The following is an 18,077-nucleotide window of genomic DNA, read 5'->3' as shown; positions in this document are numbered from 1 at the left end:
CTTTGCGTGATCGATTATTTGGCTGGTTAACCATAAACCAGATGCTGTTTATTTCGCATCTGGCGCTTGTTTTATCCATCATTTGCGGTATGTCTTACTCCCGCTATCAAAGTGACTGGGAGACAAAAGTCCAATACCTTGCTGACACGTCTGCCAGCCATATAGCCGCATACAACACCTTTTTCTCCGGATCAGTAGCAGGGCGAAATTATGCCAACCTACTCATGCAGTCGACATTCGACAGCCTCAAGGCCATTCCGAACCTGAAGTTTGCTGAAATTATCGGCACCAGCGACTATACAAACCACAATGTTGAAGTGCGTTACTCCATTGAGAAAAGTAAAGGCTGGCGGCTGGATGTCACCCAAGAGGATGCTAAGCAGCTTTCGGTTAAACTAAACCGGCTGGAAAGCGCCTTAGCAAGCACACCAGAAGAAAATAGCGTCCACATCAAAAAACTAAACCGGTTGATCAACAAAGTTAAGCTCGACCTAAAAGTGGTAAACGAAAATATTGAGCTGCAATCTCTCTCAATTCCGGCAGCTCCGCACCAGATGCAACACTCTAGCCACTATCTGGACGAAGAAGCCAACCTGCTACACGTCCGTATAACGCTTCGCAACAAAAATGGTGGTCATTTATGGGCAATCATTGATGCCACTTCGTTGACAGAGATAAAAAATAAACTTCTGGCTGACGTATTAAAAGAAGCTCTTATTGCGCTAGCTATTTCGTTTTTTCTTATCTATATCATCACACTCTGGATAGTGAGCCCGCTGAAAGGGCTCGCTACTTCGATGAAGCAAGACATTGAAAAAATCGACCAGTCCCGAATCCCTGAAATTAACCGGGCAGACGAGATTGGCGATCTGGCCAGATCTTATTCAAGCCTCACCACACGGATAAAAAATCAGTTACGCATTTTGAAAAGCCAAGCTGAAACCGACCCGTTGACAGGCATCGGCTCCCGGTTCAAGTACCAGAAATATGCCGCGGAAATCGCTCAGCACGCTCTGCAAAAAGGTAATACTGTCTATATTGTGATCTGCGATATAGACAACTTTAAACGTTTTAATGATTTATACGGTCATACCGAAGGCGATAACGTTCTGACTGATGTTGCCAACACAATGAATGAGCTGATTGACGAGCAAGAGCTGGCGTGCCGGATCGGTGGTGAGGAGTTTGTGTTTATCCTCTCCGGTAAGGACCAGACACAACTGCAGAAAAAGATCGACGCCCTAAGGCTAGCGGTACTAAAACTGGCTATACCCCACCGGGGAAATCCGCCCCATCATGTTGTCACTGTTTCTGTCGGCGCGGTTCCTATTACTTCAACTCTAAATACCGTTACCGTCGAGCAGGCAGAGCAGCTTGTTCAGAAAGCACTTATGAAAGCAGACGAACAACTCTATAGCGGCAAAGAGTCTGGCCGCAACACTGTGATGTATGGTGAGCAGTTGAATATAGAGGGCTCAGACTAGACGGTTGATACAAATAAACACTCTGCTACCAATCAATCCTCTTCCCATCACGGAAAAAACCGCCGGTAGGGCCATTAACAGGAAGTGTTGCTGCCCAGACAATTCCACTCGCGCCGTCTTTAACAGGCCGGCCACCAAAACCGCCCATATCAGTGGCAACCCAGCCCGGGCAAACTGCATTTACTAAAAATTTTTCCCGTTTCAGCTCATCGGCCAGCATCAAAGTCAGGGCATTAAGAGAAGCTTTAGTGACGCTATAAGCAGGAGTTCCGCCGGACATCCCATTTAACGCACCTCCCCCGCTACTGACATTGACAATGCGCGGGTGAGCACTCTTTCTGAGTAGAGGAAGAAAGGTCTGCACCATTCGCCATGCTCCGTAAACGTCAGTTTGCATGGCTTCCTGTACCGTGTTCATATCCGCGTTATAAGCACTCTGCCATGTATCGTAGTGAATAGCCGCGTTGTTTACCAATACATCAATGCGGCCAAACTGCTGTAATACCTGCTCACTAAGCTGTTTGATGCTGTCTGGGTTAGCCACATCCAACTGAGCTGCAATCAGGTTGTTCCCTTTTAACTCTTCCACGGCACTTTGTGCATTCTGTAAAGAGCGTGACGTCACTATCACTGTATAGCCCTGTTCGGCGAGTTGCCGACTTACTTCTTTGCCAAGCCCACGATTAGCGCCGGTTACCAAGGCAATTGGATTTGAATGGCTCACTGTTTACTCCCTTTTAACTCTGTTTAAGACAAAAACTAGTTTTCAGTTCCTTTATATTAACGATAACAAGTCATTCGGGATTGGAAATTGCTGCTTTGCCTTTGGTAGAAAATTGCGCACCACTGTTTAGTAGTCAAGTCCGTCTCAATAAAGTACAAATGTTCAGGCAACTATCTTCAATCTCCTTATCCGTTCCATTGCTAATCTTTGCCTTAAGTTAGTAAGGCAGCTTACCGGCTGTTATTTCATACAATGCTATTTGGAGAAGAAAGATGTCTGACAATTTCGAAGCAATTAAACAGATCGGTTACGGCGCAATGGGGCTGGAAGGTTACTATGGCGAAAGTGACGATACAGAATCGGTAAAAACTCTGGTACACGCCATCGAAAAAGGCATGATGATAGATACGGCTGATGCTTATGGTGCTGGCCACAACGAAGATCTAATTAAGATAGCCCTTGAGCAGACAAATGAGAAAGCCTTTATTGCGAGCAAGTTTGGTATCGTATTTGAAGAGGGACAGACAGGTAGTACGGTAGATACGGGCTGAGGTTTTCCCCTTACGATTAACGGCACAAAAGAGTATGTTGCGCGTGCTATCGACAACAGCCTTGAGCGCCTTGGTATTGAGCAGATAGATCTGATGTACGCCCACTACCTTGATCCTCAGGTTCCCCTTGCAGAGACGGTATCCGCTATGGCAGATGCGGTAAAAGCAGGTAAGGTGAAAGCTATCGGTCTTTCTAATGTTACTGCGGCAGAAGTCCTTATGGCCAACGAAATCCACCCGATTTCTGCTGTTCAGTATGAGTACTCATTGTTCCGCCGCGAAGCAGAAAACGACATTCTTCCTGCGGTTAAGCAGATTGGTGCATCACTTATTTGCTGGTCGCCACTTGGAGCCGGTTTCCTGACAGGTCAGGTTCAGGAGCTGGATGAAAATGACTTCCGGAACAACAACCCGAAAATGCAGGGTGAAAACTTCACAAACAATCTGCAAAGGCTGGAAGAAATTAAGAAAATCGCCGGTGAGTACGATATCACTCCGGCACAACTGACACTGGCATGGCTGGTTGCACAAGGCGACAACATTATTCCGATTCCGGGCAGCCGAAAAACATCCCGTATTGATGAAAACCTCGCAGCACTATCGGTAACACTGTCTGAAGAGACATTAGCTAAACTGGATAAAATCGCGCCAATCGGCGCAATTAAAGGCGCGACTCTGGTTTAATCATAACGAGTGAATAGTATTAAAGCCTGTGGCTTCACTCTCGGAGTGCCACAGGCTTTTTGTTTAGGGTGGCATCCGGTAATAAGTTGACGGGAAACCAATCAGACTCTTATTATGAGGTCTCCGTAGGTTATTGAATTATTTATATAAACAATAATAGCATTAGGTTATATACAATGAATGACTAACCAAAAACAGTAACTATTAAGTAACCTGCTTAATGCGGGTTACCCTTGCTAGTCTATTGTGCTAGCCTAGCGAGTTTCTACCAAGATCAATTCTGATAGGGATATCATGGAAATCTGGAAGCTACTCCTTTTTATACCTGCCTGTTTTGCCCTTAATATGGCTTCGGGTCCTAACAACTTGCTATCTATGAACAATGCAAGATGTTATGGATTTAAATCGGCAGTGACCGCCGGTTTAGGTCGCATTGCTGCATTTTCAGTTATGATTGCATTGGCAGCTTCCGGGTTAGCAGCAGTATTATATGCATCAGAAACCCTGTTTTTCCTTATAAAGGTATTTGGAGCTTTCTATCTGCTTTGGATTGCATTCAATCTATGGAGATCAGAGTCGAGTCCTCTGTCCGGCATAAAGGAAAGTAAAAACCTATACGAGCTGGCAAGGCAAGAGTTTGCTTTAGCAGCCGGTAACCCTAAGGCAATTCTGATTTTTATCGCTTTTCTGCCACAATTTGTAGAAACTCAAGGTGACGTAAAGGCTCAGTTTTTCTCTTTAGGCAGCACCTTTCTATTGCTTGAGATGGTGGCGATATCAATCTACGCAGCTTTCGGTTTATATTTACGGCATTGGTTTTCACAACCAAAAATGGCAAAACGCTTTAATAAAGCATGCTCGCTTTTTTTGGCTGTTTCAGGTGGCAATCTTTTACTTAGCCGGCAGTAGCTGCCCATCTGCTACTTGCTACTATTGAGATATTCAAGTACCGCGTCCTCATACATAGGTTTAGCGATATAAAATCCCTGTAGGCAGTGCACTTGTTTCTCTACGTACGTGTTAAACATCCCTTCCGTTTCTATACCTTCCACCAAAAACTGGACATCATTGCGGTTACACATATCCAGAAGAAAGCAGATGTAGTTCATCGCTTCCTGATGTTGCATGGCTTTACTGGCTGTTCCTTTATCAAGCTTTATCTGTTGTATCGGAAGGGAAAACAAACTATTGAGAGTGCTGTAACCTGAGCCAAAATCGTCCAGTGAAATAGTGAACCCTAGCTGCGAAACAGACAATAACTGGGTACAAGCCAACGAGCTGTTGTCTAATAGGACTGACTCGGTGATTTCAATTACTACTCTGTCAGGAGAGACTCCGAACTCAGTAACAATACCCAGAGCTTTAAGGTAAAACTCCGAATCCTGAAGCTGAAGAACCGAGACATTAACATTCACTTTTACATCACTAAACCCGGCGTCACTCATTCTGCACAGAAAACGGCACGCCTTTCTCAGAACCGCCCAGCCAAGCTCGTTAATCAGGTTCTGTGATTCAGCAACGGGTATAAATTCATCGGGATAGATCTCACCGAAGTCGCTCTCCTCCCAGCGGGATAGTATTTCAAAGCTTTGTGGCTGGGCTGTTTCCCGGTCTAAAATTGGCTGAAATTTAACGGTAAGGCGATCATTGGCTATTGCACTTCTCAGCTCTTTTTCAATGTAGAAATGACGTGAAATTTTACTATTTTCATCACAATCTACCATTTCCCATCTCTGTTTGCTTTTTCTCAGGGCGTATTCGCTGGTTCTTGCAACAGCGTGTAGCAACTCCCGCGGAGTACTTATCTGCGAAGGCAATTTAATCACGCCCAAACCCAGTTCACATAAGCCCATAACAGAATCAGTTTTTGAGCAATTTTCAGAACCTGAAATAATGCGTTCACAGGTAGCTTTAATTACCTCATCACTTAGGGGATGATCAATTAGCACAACGAAGTTACCTAATATCGACTGATAACGGCTAATAGAGTGATAAGCTAATCCGTCAAAAGCATCAAAAATGCAGTTGTAAATCCGATCCAGAATGTCATACCCGTACTGGTTTACCAGCGTTCTAACCTTGCTGATATTGAAGTAAAACAAGGTTACATTCCGCTTCTGTGAGACGACCTCATTCAGATCATCAACAAGCTTCCGATAATGAAAAAAGTGATAAGGTGTCTCAATCCACTCCTTATGGTAGACGTGCTGATCAGGCCGAAGTTCCGGAAGATATGCTGACTGCTCCACCATAATACCGGACATCTGATCATCGGCTTCACATTGCCAGGACATCAGATAAAACTCACCTGAAATACTCTCTTTTCTGAACTCTACCGTCATTTCAGAAACCTGACCGCTAAGCATTTGACTTATGGCCTCTGACAAGTAGTCAAAATCATCTTTATGGACGGTTTTACTCAGTTCTGAAAAACATAAAGAGTAACAACCGGAATAGAGACCAGCATCTTCCTGTAAATGCACTAACCCATCAGAATCAATGATGAATTGTGCCGATTTTAATGAAGATCCTGAAATTGCATGGGAACCAATAAATCACCTCCGCCACAGCGTAAAAATAGTTCTGCTAATCTTTTCTTAAAGCTGAGTAACTGACGATTACTATTGAGCTTACAACGAAAAATAACCACTAGCTCATCGCTTAAAAACACATTTATCAATACGAACAATAAGTGTTCCGGAAAAATCAGCATCCGGAAACAGTTTTGAATACAAGCATTTTCAACATAACCGGGAATTTTAAATTCAACGCTATTGTTACTTTTTTCCGAAATGAATAATCAAGGCTAATCCACCAAAAATAAAGGACTGTGAGTCAATAATTTGTCCAGATGATAAATTTCAATCAAGATTAATAATGCATAAAGACATCACAATCATTAAGTAGATATTCGATATTCTCTCGGTGTCATTCCCGTTTTTTTCTTAAATAACCGGCTAAAATATTGTGAGTATTCAAAGCCTAGATCGAATGCTATTTCAGACACTTGCTTATCGCTATTGCGAAGTTCTTTTTTGGCGATTTCTATCACTCTGTCATGCACATGTTCCAAAACGGTTTTGTGTGTTTCTCTTTTTATTATTCCACTCAGGTAATTAGGGGAGTAACACAGTTCATGTGCAAAGTACTTGATGGTAGGAATGCCCTGCTTTTTTTGAAGTTCACGGTTAAAATAATTCATCAGTAGTGACTCAAACTTAGACACAACACGTGTGTTTGATTGCTTTCTGATGGTGAACTTTTGCCTGTAAAAGCGCTTTGAGCAATCGAATGTAAACTCCAGCTTGGTAACGATAACATCTTCGTTAAAGTCATCTAGATGAAAGTCAAGCTCAGCCTGAATATTGTTAACAATCGATTCAATAATCTTCTCCTCTTTCTTTGAAATATATAACGCTTTATCTGCACCACTCTCAAAGAAATCAAAATCATCCATATTATTTCTCAATTCATCAACATAGTCACAGTGAGCTAAATCACATCACTCCGACTCTTCCATTTGTATAGCTGTGTCAAAACTAATCAGTTATAAATATTACACTCAAAAAGTGCATAACTATTACATTATTGGATTTGCTGTTTAAAAATACCGCTTATTACTATTTCTATCAGCAATTAAATCCACTTATAATTTAATAATATATAAACGCTCATATAAGAGAAATATTATATTACATTACAGAATGGCACACGTATACAGCTCAAAGATATTTGTATACATTCCACATACTATTCTGCTTGCTTAACGACAAATTGATAATTTATGAGAACTATCCGGACTCATTGAGCAGCACGCTAACTGTTTGGCAAAACTAAAATTTATTCGCCAGTGTAAACATTTTAATCAGCCCGGTTATTCTGTAATCGATTACCAGTTTTCTCCCTTTATTGAGCTTTTAAGGAAGGGGGTTGCATTACACATAACTTTAAAAGCTTAACCTGCCGCAGCTTTACAAGCCTGAGTAAAGATAAATATGAGGAAGTTAACACCTCTCTAATGTTTCTGACCATACAAACTGAGCCAGATGTTGTTTATCTAATAACGAATGTGGCTCACTACCAGTAAGTAGTACTATATCTACTGCTGGCAACGGCGGCATATGATGCAGAATTTTAAGATCATCCGGCACGCTGATACTTCCCATAGCTCCGATAGCCAGCTTTGAACGCACTATCGCTGTTTGGGCTGAGGCAGTATTGCAGCACGCCAACAAGCGAAACATCCGGCCCTGCTTAGTTAAACCATCAATGGCCGCAGCATGATACTTACAGTCGGCCTGAAAAAGTGCCAATGGTAATGGTTCATCGCTATCTATTTCAAGATCAGGATGGCTAATCCAGACGCCTTTGTCACTGGCCAGCCAGTAGCCTTCTTCGCTGCCCGGAGTACGGGTAACAATGGCGGCATCCAGTTCACCTGCATCTATTTTTTTGCGCAGATTGATACTGGGCTCACTAAAAACCTGAATTGAGCAAGTAGGCTCTGCCTGCTGAAAACTACGGATAACGTTTGGAAGTACAGTGCTGTTGTAATCTTCCGGGCACCCCAGACGCAACGGACGCTTGTTTTCGTAGCGTTTTACCTGTTTTAGTGCCTGATTATGCAGGCTGACAAGCTGCTCAGCATGAGAGCGCAGTGCCAGCCCTGCTTCGCTCAGGATCAGGTTACGACCCTCTTTTTCAAATAACCCGACGCCCAGCTCATCTTCCAGCTTACGCATCTGCGCACTGAATGCAGATTGTGTCCGGTTTATCTGTCTTGCTGCACGGGTAAAACTGCCCGTTTCAGCAAAGGCCAGAAAGCTGCGTAACGCCTCGATATCCATCTCTGTAATCCATCCATCGGTTTTATTGAACTGACCTATTAAAACTATCCGTTAGTTCACCATAAAACAATCAGATATTGTGACAACTCACACGACAAGTCACAACTCAATAAGTATGGAGGCTAAAATGCAGCTATTTATCGGCAATCAAAACTACTCAAGCTGGTCGCTTCGCGCCTGGCTGATCTTCTCTCAGCATCAACTGGATATAGAGATTGTTAAACTTAAACTGTTTACTAATGACTTTTATCAAAGGCTGGAAAACATCACTCCAGCGGCAAAAGTGCCAACCCTTGTAGACAATGATATTACCGTCTGGGACTCCCTTGCTATTCTGGAGTATGTGAACGAACAGTTTTTACAGGGAAAGGCATGGCCGGACAACATTGCAAAGAAGGCCAAGGCGCGCGCTATCGCAGCAGAAATGCACTCCGGCTTTAGTGATTTACGAAACGAACTGCCAATGAATATTCGTGCCCGAAGGAAAGTAGAGTTAAGCGAAGGCGCCATCAAGGATATTGCCCGTATAGACGTAATTTGGTCAGAGCAACAGGAACAGTATCCCGATGGCTGGTTATTTGGCGAATGGTCCATCGCCGACGCTATGTACGCCCCCATAGCCCTAAGATTTGAAACCTACGGGATAGAGCTATCGGAAGGAGCAAAAAAATATCAGCAGAAGGTACTTAACAGCAGTGCTATCCGGCAATGGGTTAAAGAGGCCAGTACAGAAACAGATATTGTTGAAGAGGATGAAGCGGGTGAAGAGGTGTAGCCGTTCAGCTTCCTTGTGATAGTAATTGGCGGTGTTAGTGCCGCCTTATTTAGTTTATTGATATTCCCAACCAAAGTGATATCAAAGCACCGACTATTGTCGTAATAACAACCGACAGCAATGAACCGACTAGGACATACTCCGTCATTCTTCTGTCATCTGCTCTATTCAACTCCCCGAACCTGAATATTGATTTAGCAGCCAATACAAATCCCACAGCCGCATAGCTGCCAACCAGAGTAAAAGTTAATATTAACGTTCGCTCCAGATACCCAATCAACTCACCGCCAGAAGTTAGTCCATCGTCATTACTATTTGCATCCGGAGCGGATATAGAATGTTTTCGTAACACACTTCCAATCAGCAATGAAGCAGGCTTAAAAATTAGTAAATATGCAAAAATAATAAGAACGACATGCCAAAATTTTTCATGTTCTAACACGGCCTCGAATCGAGTCTCCGCTGTCAAAAAACATGTAATGACTACATAGCCCAAGAGATATAAACCCTGACTAATTATTAAATATGAGAGCCTTTTGTCATCAGTTCCCGTATTTTTCCAGAGCTCGATAATAAAGTGACCTGCCATAACGGCGAGCGCAAGATACAAAGCTGGTACCCAACTGATATTTAGCAAAAGAACGGGTAATACAACCGCAATACTATGCATGATGGAGTAATAATAAAGCTCGACAGATTGGTACTTTCTTTCTCTTTTAGATTTTTCCCATTTAGCTGGCTGCAGATAAAACTCGCATACAACATGCATAAGAAGCAATGCCACCAACAATTGAGAAAAATCAGTCATTCCTAAGTCCTATAACCTTATTTACAAACTTTTCGTTTAATTCCCTGATTAAGCCCCACCCCGATGCTTTCAATGATTTGCTAGCGGTAGCAATAGCTATATCCAGTTGTTCTGCCAACTTACTCACACTTATCTCTTCATTCGCCATAAGCATAGGCAACATGACTTCGCATTGACGTAAGGTTAGGTCGGAAATTTGCTTATCCAGATACTGAATGTACAGCTCAAATTGTTCGTTCAATTCCTGAAATTCTGAGCTAAACAGCATTCTATTACTTTTTAACTCTTTTAATCCTCGTCCTGACAAAACAAATGCCTGCCCCATCGACTCTGACACTTGCTCACGTAAGTCTGCATTAGCTGCGATAGCGAAGCTGATTCGGCAATCGAACCCTTTCCCTAGCGCCTTAATCCCAACACGATATGCGATGGTGTACCTCAGAGCATTTTCAATGTCATGTATTACACTTTGAAACTCATCACCACGATATATACTATGCGCGTTCAGTACTTCTTTTTCACTTATGAGTTGCTGGACATATTTAATCCGCCTAAGTAACTGTTCATACTGTACAGCCGAAAGTTTAGTCGAATTGACTATGTCGCCGCTAATCACTGCTATTAGTTTTTGCTCTGAGTTCACATTACACTCCTTTCTGCACAAGCTTACTTTAGCCTCTAAAGGCTAAAATGGCAAATTTAGCCCTAAGAAGCTAAATTGAACCATTTAGCTCTATTTGGCTAAATTTCAAATGAGATGAGCAGCTAACGGTCATAGACAAATCTTAAGTCACCGTCACTCTATGCATTTTTCGTGGAGTATCACCGTAATCAATAACGGCATAGTGTTGGGTCGTGCGGTTATCCCAGATGGCTAGTGAACCTTTGTTCCATTTAAAACGAACCTGATATTCAGGGCGGCGGGCCATTGCAAAAAGCTGGTTCAGTAGTTTATCGCTCTCTTTGCGCTCCAGTTCGTTAATGTAGCGGGTAAACTGTTCATTGATATAAAGGATCTCTCTTCCGCTTTCAGGATGAACAGTTACGACAGGGTGAACCACTGGCGGATTCTCCTCTGCTGTTTTTAGCAGTTTTTTATGCCACTCCAGTTCAACCTGCTCTTCATCTATCCCTTCAAAGGCTACCAAAGAATGAGTTGCCGTCAGTTTTCTTAATCTGGCTTTTAACTCTTCGTCCAGAGAATCAAATACCGCACTCATTGAACACCAGATGGTGTCGCCACCAGCCTGAGGAACATGCTGCGCATGTAGTAAAGAAGCCTTTGAAGGATTTTTGCGCCAGGTTAAATCCGTATGCCAATAACTTTCCATCGGAGCATTACCCCGTGTTGTTTCGATAACACTGACCTGAGGAGCATTTTCGACGTTAGGGAAAAATGGATGTACAGGTTCAAGATTGCCAAAGCGTTCAGCGATAGCCAGTTGCTGCTCTGGAGAAAAATTTTGCTCATCCAAAAAGATAACCTGATGCTCAAGCAGAGCCTGATAAACTTCATCCAGCTCTGTTGCGCTACAATTTGCTAAATCTACCCCGTGGATACGTGCACCGATATGAGGGGTAATCTTTTCTATTCTTATCATGTTTCGCTGACCGACTGTTATTTTAATTACCTGATAATAAACCGGTTTAAGGGAGATTTTCTTTCCTTATCCAGAATGTCATTTGCTTTGTTCATCATAAGATTTTCTAGCATTTTCGATTTTTTTCTGGTGTGTTTCCGCCCAGCAGACTAGCTCGTATAAGGGTTTAACCAGATCCTGTCCCATTTCTGTTAGGGCGTATTCTACTTTTACCGGAACTTCAGGATAAACGGTCCGGTCTACGTAACCTTCACGTTCCAGCCCGCGCAGTGTCTGGGTGAGCATACGCTGAGAAATCCCTATTATTCTGCCCTTTATTGAATTGAACCTGTCCGGCCCGTCAACAAGGGAAAACAGTATCAACATTGACCATTTATCACCAATCTGAGCCACCACGTTACGTATAGGACAGGTTTCATCGTTGTAAAACACTCTTCTTTCTGATTTATCTTCTTTTGCCATTTCTCTGTTCCTTTTTGTCCGCTTTTTCCTGCCGTTTTAGTCGCTGTTTTTATTTAGCGTCTTCACGACACAGGTTACCAAAATGTGCCCTAAGCACAGATTGGTGCCTTCTTGCACGCTAGGTTACTTATAATTACTATAGTATTCAATATATACCTGCACCACAAATAACAACCGGAGTTTATTATGTTTAGATCACTACTCACTGCTGCACTTTTACTGATGAGCGCAGCTTCATTTGCCGCTGAAAAACAGACGGTTAAAATTGATCTTTCATCACTACAAAAATCAAACTGGACGGAACACGAACGGAAAAATGCTGAACTGGTAGCCGACTTTGTGCAGAACCTGATGAACGACCACAACTTTGATTATGTACTTCAACACTATAACGACAGCGCTTATCGTCAACACAATCGCAACCTTCCGGATAAAGTCACTGGTCTGGTGGCGTTTTTACAAGAGTTTGTTGAAGAGTATCCGGACTACAGCTATGAGGTTAAGCATATCTATGTTGACGGCGACTACGTGATCTTCCACTCTCACGCTACACTCAAAAAGGAAGACAGAGGCGACGATCAAAAGGGTATGAACATTATTGATACATGGCGTATCGATCAAGGAAGAATTGTCGAACACTGGGATTCGATTCAGGCTCTGGATCTGTCTATGCGCTTCTATTCCCTGCTAAAGGGTGGTGATATCAATAACTCAAATGGTGTGTTTTAGAAAAGGCGCACTTAGCCAGTACTGTATCTAAGTACTATTTTTCTACTTTTGAGTTCAGACGCAACTCTTTGGTAGCACAAAGTCTATTACAGCTGGATGTGCGATTTTCGTAGGGTTTAAGCTCCGTCGTCCGTCAGAGCTTAACCCTATTCTGAATGCTGAGGTAACCTAAAATAGATCTTTTAGTTGGCCATAAAGCTTCTGGTAGGTCTGCCTTTTTTGCTTAAATAATGTGCTTTTTTCCTTATTTGGCGTATGAACTTCTACTAACTCGGGAACCGGACAAATATCTGCAACTGTAACGTTGTCTGTTGTAGCTAACTTAGCCAGTCTCGCTGCACCTAAAGCCGGCCCTACTTCACCTCCGCTGCGGTAAGCCAACTTTATTTCAAAAATGTCTGCCAGCATCTGACGCCAGTAACCACTTCTGGCTCCCCCACCAATAAGTGCAATCTCTTCCGGCTTCTCACCAGCCTCATGCAAGGCATCTAAACCATCCGCCAGCGCAAAACCAACACCTTCAAGCACAGCCTGAACTAAATCAGCTTTACTCGTGTCGTGTGTCATGCCAAAGAACACACCTTTTGCCTTAGGATCATTATGCGGTGTACGCTCACCTGACAGGTAAGGCAGAAAAACCACATCAGAGTGCGGATTAGCTTTCTGTTCCGTTTCTGCCAGCATCAAACCCACTACTTTCTGCCCCGTCAGGCTGGCAACCCAGTCCAGACAAGATGCAGCACTTAAAGTCACTGACATGGTATGCCAAGTGCCGGGTAGCGCATGACAAAAGCTATGCAGAGCCGAATCAGGGTTAGACGAAAAGCCATCACTTACTGAAAAATAAACTCCGGAAGTGCCTAAAGAGAGCATTGCCTGTCCGGGCTCGACAATACCAACGCCCACTGCGCCAGCCGCATTGTCACCTGCTCCCGCAGCAATCGCCACTTCGGGTATTCCCCATTTTTCTGACAGTTTGGATGAAAGGTAATTGGTAACCTCACACCCTTCATACAGCTTAGGCATCTGTTGCCGCGAAAGGCCGCATGCAGCTAAAAGATCATCACTCCAGTCCCTTCGGGCAACATCCAACCACATAGTACCGGCAGAATCAGACATATCCGAGGCAAAATCGCCGGACAGCCTGTATCTCAGATAATCCTTCGGTAATAACACTTTATGGATTTTGCCAAACAGTTCTGGCTCATTCTTTTGCACCCATTTCAGCTTTGGTGCAGTAAAACCTGCCATCATGATGTTTCCGGTTATCTCTCTGGATAACGGAACCTGCTGCTCCAGTTCTGAACACTCTTTATAGCTGCGTCCATCGTTCCATAAGATGGCAGGGCGTAATACGGCTCCTTTGTTATCCAGCAGAACCGCACCATGCATCTGGCCAGATAAACCAATACCTTTTACCAGTGAAAGGTCACTCTTCTGTTTCAGTGTGCTGAAAGCTGAACATGTTGCATTCCACCATTGTTCCGGATCTTGCTCAGACCATAATTGCTGCGGTCTTGAAACCTCTAATGGCTCGGTAGCTGAGCAGATAAGTTGACCACTATCGTCCATCAGAATGACTTTAACCCCTGACGTCCCCAGATCGATTCCAATATACATAAGTCAACAGCCCCTATCGTTTCTGTTTGGTTGCACTATCCATCCAAACTGCTAACAGCAGAATAGCGCCCTTAACCACATACTGCCAAAAGGTCGGGACATCCATCATGCTCATTCCGTTATCAAGAGACGCCATGATAAAAGCACCAATAACGGCCCCGATAACCGTTCCGACACCACCGGCAAGGCTGGCACCACCAATAACACAAGCGGCAATAGCATCCAGTTCAGCAATATTACCAGCAGAAGGCGAACCCGCACCTAAACGTGAGCTCAATACCAGTGCCGCCACCGCCACCAGAAAGCCATTCATAGCGAATACAGCTAACTTAGTTTTTTCTACGTTAATACCCGACAGGCGCGATGCATCAATATTTCCGCCGATAGCATATATTCTACGACCAAAGCGGGACTTTGAAGCGATAAAAGTGCCTGCTACTAAAAAGGCAGACAAAAGCAATACCGGCGTCGGTACACCGCGGTAATCATTAAGCAAAAGGATGACAGACAGAACAGCCATACCAAGCAGCACATTTTTAACCAAACTCACCTGAACCGACGGTACTGGTAACTGATACTCACGACGCATCATGTTTCGTTTCTTTTGCCAGCCCAGATAAACCGCCAGACAACCCACACCAATTATCAGGCTGACCATATCCGGCAGATAACTTTGCCCGATAATCGACATAGCCTCAGACGTAGGTGCAACTGTAGTGCCGTCCGTAACACCAATTAAGATACCGCGAAACGCAAGCATACCGGCTAAGGTAACAATAAAAGAAGGCACTCTGCGGTAAGCCACCCACCAGCCATTCCATATACCTAGCATCAAACCGGCGGAAAGAGTTATCACAATTGTGAATACAATAGGCAAACCAAGCCAGACATCCAGAATAGCGGCAATACCTCCCAACAAGCCCATCATTGAGCCAACAGAGAGATCTATTTCGCCGCTGATAATGACAAATACCATACCAATAGCAAGAATGCCGGTAATCGCCGTTTGCCTGAACAGGTTAGAAATATTCCTCGGAGTCAGATAACTCCAGTCAGTCATCACACTAAAAAACAGCATAATGACCAGAATCGCCGCCGCCATCACCAATAGTTGAACATTCATCTGTTTGAGTTGATGAACAAATCCGCCTGCTTTTTCATTGTTAAGTACTGTTGATTGTTCAGTCATGCTGCAACTCCTTCAGATAATGCACAATCCAGAATAATTTCCTGAGTTAAATTCTCGTTTACTAAATCACCTTTGATCTCTCCCTCATGCATTACCAGCACACGGTCACTGATTCCGAGTACTTCCGGCAGTTCTGAGGAGACCATGATGATGCTGATGCCCTGCTTTACCAGCCTGAACATCAATTTATATATTTCGTATTTCGCGCCGACATCAATACCTCTGGTCGGCTCATCCAGAATAAGAACGCTGGGGTTAACCATCAGAAAACGGGCAAGAATGGCTTTCTGTTGATTACCACCAGAGAGGTTTTTAATAGCCAATTCAGAATTAGGGGTTTTTACCGTAAGCCGTTCAATAGAGTCGGCAATCGCACTTGATTCAAGGGTGTCGTTTAACACTCCTGCTTTTGTAAACTGGTCAATTGCCGCCAGCGATATATTCGCGCCTACGCCCATAATAGGTACGATACCGTTACGTTTGCGATCTTCCGGCACCATGGCTATTCCTACCTTAAGTGCCTCCCGGCTGTTGCTGATAACAATCTCTTCACCTTTAAGACGAAATTCACCCTTGTACTTTCCCTGATAGCAGCCATACAGACATTCCATCAGCTCCGTCCGGCCAGCACCTACCAGTCCGGAAACGCCAAGTATCTCTCCCTTTCTAAGGTTAAAGCTGACGTTTTTTACCTTGGGAATAGATGAGTTGGATTTATCCCAGGCACTAACGTTATCCACCTCCAGAACAATGTCACCAATATCATGCTCTTCCCTTGGAAATAGCTGCTTCATTTCCCTGCCTACCATCATGGTAATAATATCGTCAGTGCTCATCTCAGTAGCAGGCTTAGAGCCAATATACTGGCCATCGCGGATAACGCAGATATGGTCTGAAATCTCCTTTACCTCCCCTAGTTTGTGGGAAATGTAAATACAGCTGACACCGCTGGCTCTCAGTTCTTTTACCAGTGACAACAGAATCGCCGTTTCTGACTCTGTTAAAGGCGCTGTCGGTTCATCGAGTACCAGAAGCTTTGCTTGTTTGGAAAGTGCTTTGGCTATCTCAACTAACTGCTGCTGCCCCACCCCCAAGTCACTAATAATGGTTTCAGGTGAGACATCCAGCCTTACCTTACTCAATAATTGCCTGGCTTTATGGTGCATCAGTTCGTAATCCATGATCCCGTGCCGGCAAATCTCTGAGCCTAAGAACAGGTTTTCCAGAATGCTGAGTTCTTTAACTAATGTCAGTTCCTGATGAATGATGGCGATGCCCAGTGCTTCAGTATCAGCGATCTTGTTAGGTTGAATAGCATTACCTTCAAACAAGATTTCCCCTTCATAGTCGCCATGGGGGTAGATGCCGCAAAGTACTTTCATCAAAGTCGATTTACCTGAGCCATTTTCCCCACACAGTGACAGAACCTCACCACGGGACAGGCGGATGCTCACCCCGTCGAGTGCTTTAACAACACCAAACTTCTTTACGATGTTGCGCATTTCCAATAATGGAGACATAAACAATCCTCAATAAAACGGTTGCCGGAAAAAGCTGCCCGCAGCCAGGGGCAACTCTCTCCGGATAAATGGTTATTTACGATAAACGTCGTCTTCAGAATGGAATTGGTCTGCAATTACCGTTGTTTTCAGATTGTTTTTGTTCACGGCAATCGGCTCTAGCAACCATGCAGGAACATCTTTTGCGCCATTGTTCAGTACAGAGTTACTCGCAGGAGCTTTGTCGTTGCCTAACTCAACGGCAATTTCAGCAGCACGGGTTGCCAGTGCAGTAATTGGTTTGTAGATGGTCATTGTCTGCGTACCGCCGACAATACGACGAACCGCAGCTAAGTCGGCGTCCTGTCCTGAAATCAGTACTTTGCCAGCCAGCCCTTGTGCTTCCAGTGCCTGAATCGCACCGCCAGCAGTTGAGTCATTAGAAGCTACAACCACATCAATATCGTTGTGGTTAGCTGTTAGCGCGTTCTCCATAATTTTCAGCGCATTTTCAGCCAGCCATGAATCAACCCATTGATCACCAATAACCTTTATATCGCCAGAATCAATTTTTGCTTGCAGAATATTCATCTGACCTTTACGGAACAGCTTGGCGTTGTTGTCTGTCGGAGAGCCGCCCATCAAGAAGTATTTACCCTTAGGTTTCGCCTGAAGAAGTGCCGACGCCTGCATTTCACCGACTTTTTCATTATCAAATGAGAGATAAAAATCGATATCCGCATTATTAATCAGGCGGTCGTAAGCCAGCACATTAATGCCGTCACGCTTAGCATCTTTAATTACGTTAGAAAGTACTTCACCGTTAGTCGGGATAATCACCAACACATCAACGCCGCGGGAGATCATATTTTCAACCTGAGAGATCTGAGTCTGTTCATTGCCGTTAGCTGACTGAACATAAACTTTCGCTCCTAGTGACTCAGCTTTATCAACGAAGATATCCCGATCTTTTTGCCAGCGTTCTAACCGTAAATCATCGATCACCATACCTATTTTTACTGTTTTGGCGAATATGGGAGAGCTCACGGTTATTAGCGCGGCACATAGAAGAGTTATTAATTTATTCATTCTACTGTCCTTTAT

16 protein-coding genes and 1 pseudogene are annotated in these 18,077 nt (G+C 43.8%); 5 read left to right on the top strand and 12 right to left on the bottom strand.

Annotated elements, in window-relative coordinates:
- Window positions 1–2 precede the first annotated feature (2 nt).
- Complete coding sequence (locus PK654_RS18745) at window positions 3–1,484, top strand: diguanylate cyclase domain-containing protein (RefSeq protein ID WP_271700594.1); 1,482 nt, start codon at window positions 3–5, stop codon at window positions 1,482–1,484.
- A 25-nt stretch (window positions 1,485–1,509) separates the two neighbouring features.
- Here PK654_RS18745 and PK654_RS18740 read toward each other — a convergent pair whose 3' ends face one another.
- The gene (locus PK654_RS18740; RefSeq protein WP_271700593.1) at window positions 1,510–2,208 is read right to left on the bottom strand and encodes an SDR family oxidoreductase; all 699 of its coding nucleotides are present in this window, start codon (window positions 2,206–2,208) and stop codon (window positions 1,510–1,512) included.
- Between the two features lie 272 nt (window positions 2,209–2,480).
- Between PK654_RS18740 and PK654_RS18735 the strand changes: the two are divergent.
- Window positions 2,481–3,443 (top strand): annotated as a pseudogene (locus PK654_RS18735) (aldo/keto reductase).
- A 294-nt stretch (window positions 3,444–3,737) separates the two neighbouring features.
- The gene (locus tag PK654_RS18730; protein WP_271700592.1) at window positions 3,738–4,352 is read left to right on the top strand and encodes a LysE family translocator; all 615 of its coding nucleotides are present in this window, start codon (window positions 3,738–3,740) and stop codon (window positions 4,350–4,352) included.
- 11 nt (window positions 4,353–4,363) lie between these two features.
- Here PK654_RS18730 and PK654_RS18725 read toward each other — a convergent pair whose 3' ends face one another.
- The 3 genes from PK654_RS18725 to PK654_RS18715 form a co-directional block, all read right to left on the bottom strand.
- Window positions 4,364–5,926: an EAL domain-containing protein gene (locus PK654_RS18725; RefSeq protein WP_271700591.1), complete on the bottom strand. Its 1,563-nt coding sequence runs from the start codon at window positions 5,924–5,926 to the stop codon at window positions 4,364–4,366.
- 416 nt (window positions 5,927–6,342) lie between these two features.
- On the bottom strand, window positions 6,343–6,900 hold the full coding sequence (locus PK654_RS18720; protein ID WP_271700590.1) for a helix-turn-helix domain-containing protein: 558 nt from the start codon (window positions 6,898–6,900) through the stop codon (window positions 6,343–6,345).
- A 547-nt stretch (window positions 6,901–7,447) separates the two neighbouring features.
- Window positions 7,448–8,290, bottom strand: a complete 843-nt coding sequence (locus tag PK654_RS18715) for a LysR family transcriptional regulator (protein ID WP_271700589.1) — start codon at window positions 8,288–8,290, stop codon at window positions 7,448–7,450.
- Window positions 8,291–8,417: 127 nt separating this feature from the next.
- Here PK654_RS18715 and PK654_RS18710 point away from each other — a divergent pair, with 127 nt between their 5' ends.
- Entirely contained in the window at window positions 8,418–9,065 is a 648-nt protein-coding gene (locus PK654_RS18710) for a glutathione S-transferase family protein (protein WP_271700588.1), read from the top strand.
- A gap of 49 nt (window positions 9,066–9,114) precedes the next feature.
- Here PK654_RS18710 and PK654_RS18705 read toward each other — a convergent pair whose 3' ends face one another.
- The 4 genes from PK654_RS18705 to PK654_RS18690 all read right to left on the bottom strand — a co-directional run bounded on the left by PK654_RS18705 (window position 9,115) and on the right by PK654_RS18690 (window position 11,936).
- Entirely contained in the window at window positions 9,115–9,873 is a 759-nt protein-coding gene (locus tag PK654_RS18705) for a DUF3307 domain-containing protein (RefSeq protein WP_271700587.1), read from the bottom strand.
- Window positions 9,866–10,516 carry a hypothetical protein gene (locus tag PK654_RS18700; protein ID WP_271700586.1) on the bottom strand — a complete coding sequence of 217 codons (651 nt, stop codon included), beginning with the start codon at window positions 10,514–10,516 and terminating at the stop codon, window positions 9,866–9,868. Before PK654_RS18700 ends, PK654_RS18705 begins: the two co-directional genes overlap by 8 nt.
- Window positions 10,517–10,658: 142 nt before the next feature.
- Window positions 10,659–11,474 (bottom strand): TauD/TfdA dioxygenase family protein, encoded by an 816-nt coding sequence (locus PK654_RS18695; RefSeq protein ID WP_271700585.1) that lies wholly within the window; start codon window positions 11,472–11,474, stop codon window positions 10,659–10,661.
- 78 nt (window positions 11,475–11,552) lie between these two features.
- Window positions 11,553–11,936 (bottom strand): winged helix-turn-helix transcriptional regulator, encoded by a 384-nt coding sequence (locus tag PK654_RS18690; RefSeq protein WP_271700584.1) that lies wholly within the window; start codon window positions 11,934–11,936, stop codon window positions 11,553–11,555.
- 186 nt (window positions 11,937–12,122) lie between these two features.
- On the opposite strand from PK654_RS18690, the gene PK654_RS18685 reads away from it, so the two are divergent.
- Window positions 12,123–12,665, top strand: a complete 543-nt coding sequence (locus PK654_RS18685) for a nuclear transport factor 2 family protein (RefSeq protein WP_271700583.1) — start codon at window positions 12,123–12,125, stop codon at window positions 12,663–12,665.
- A gap of 168 nt (window positions 12,666–12,833) precedes the next feature.
- Here PK654_RS18685 and xylB read toward each other — a convergent pair whose 3' ends face one another.
- The 4 genes from xylB to xylF form a co-directional block, all read right to left on the bottom strand.
- Entirely contained in the window at window positions 12,834–14,285 is a 1,452-nt protein-coding gene (gene xylB / locus PK654_RS18680) for a xylulokinase (RefSeq protein ID WP_271700582.1), read from the bottom strand.
- A gap of 13 nt (window positions 14,286–14,298) precedes the next feature.
- Window positions 14,299–15,474 carry a sugar ABC transporter permease gene (locus PK654_RS18675; protein ID WP_271700581.1) on the bottom strand — a complete coding sequence of 392 codons (1,176 nt, stop codon included), beginning with the start codon at window positions 15,472–15,474 and terminating at the stop codon, window positions 14,299–14,301.
- Window positions 15,471–16,994 (bottom strand): xylose ABC transporter ATP-binding protein, encoded by a 1,524-nt coding sequence (locus tag PK654_RS18670; RefSeq protein ID WP_271700580.1) that lies wholly within the window; start codon window positions 16,992–16,994, stop codon window positions 15,471–15,473. Before PK654_RS18670 ends, PK654_RS18675 begins: the two co-directional genes overlap by 4 nt.
- Before the next feature lie 72 nt (window positions 16,995–17,066).
- Window positions 17,067–18,062 (bottom strand): D-xylose ABC transporter substrate-binding protein, encoded by a 996-nt coding sequence (gene xylF / locus PK654_RS18665; RefSeq protein WP_271700579.1) that lies wholly within the window; start codon window positions 18,060–18,062, stop codon window positions 17,067–17,069.
- Window positions 18,063–18,077 lie beyond the last annotated feature (15 nt).

It is taken from the genome of Vibrio sp. SCSIO 43137 (assembly GCF_028201475.1).
Lineage (GTDB): Bacteria > Pseudomonadota > Gammaproteobacteria > Enterobacterales > Vibrionaceae > Vibrio.
The sequence above is the reverse complement of the archived record's forward strand: the minus strand, read 5'-3'. Positions and strand labels throughout refer to the sequence as shown.

Excerpts from the sequence above, each read along its gene's own strand:
- PK654_RS18695 (WP_271700585.1), bottom strand. The coding sequence starts at position 11,474 with ATGATAAGAATAGAAAAGATTACCCCTCATATCGGTGCACGTATCCAC.
- PK654_RS18685 (WP_271700583.1), top strand. The coding sequence starts at position 12,123 with ATGTTTAGATCACTACTCACTGCTGCACTTTTACTGATGAGCGCAGCT.
- PK654_RS18715 (WP_271700589.1), bottom strand. The coding sequence starts at position 8,290 with ATGGATATCGAGGCGTTACGCAGCTTTCTGGCCTTTGCTGAAACGGGC.
- PK654_RS18705 (WP_271700587.1), bottom strand. The coding sequence starts at position 9,873 with ATGACTGATTTTTCTCAATTGTTGGTGGCATTGCTTCTTATGCATGTT.
- PK654_RS18710 (WP_271700588.1), top strand. The coding sequence starts at position 8,418 with ATGCAGCTATTTATCGGCAATCAAAACTACTCAAGCTGGTCGCTTCGC.
- PK654_RS18670 (WP_271700580.1), bottom strand. The coding sequence starts at position 16,994 with ATGTCTCCATTATTGGAAATGCGCAACATCGTAAAGAAGTTTGGTGTT.
- xylF (WP_271700579.1), bottom strand. The coding sequence starts at position 18,062 with ATGAATAAATTAATAACTCTTCTATGTGCCGCGCTAATAACCGTGAGC.
- PK654_RS18730 (WP_271700592.1), top strand. The coding sequence starts at position 3,738 with ATGGAAATCTGGAAGCTACTCCTTTTTATACCTGCCTGTTTTGCCCTT.
- PK654_RS18675 (WP_271700581.1), bottom strand. The coding sequence starts at position 15,474 with ATGACTGAACAATCAACAGTACTTAACAATGAAAAAGCAGGCGGATTT.
- PK654_RS18720 (WP_271700590.1), bottom strand. The coding sequence starts at position 6,900 with ATGGATGATTTTGATTTCTTTGAGAGTGGTGCAGATAAAGCGTTATAT.
- PK654_RS18690 (WP_271700584.1), bottom strand. The coding sequence starts at position 11,936 with ATGGCAAAAGAAGATAAATCAGAAAGAAGAGTGTTTTACAACGATGAA.
- xylB (WP_271700582.1), bottom strand. The coding sequence starts at position 14,285 with ATGTATATTGGAATCGATCTGGGGACGTCAGGGGTTAAAGTCATTCTG.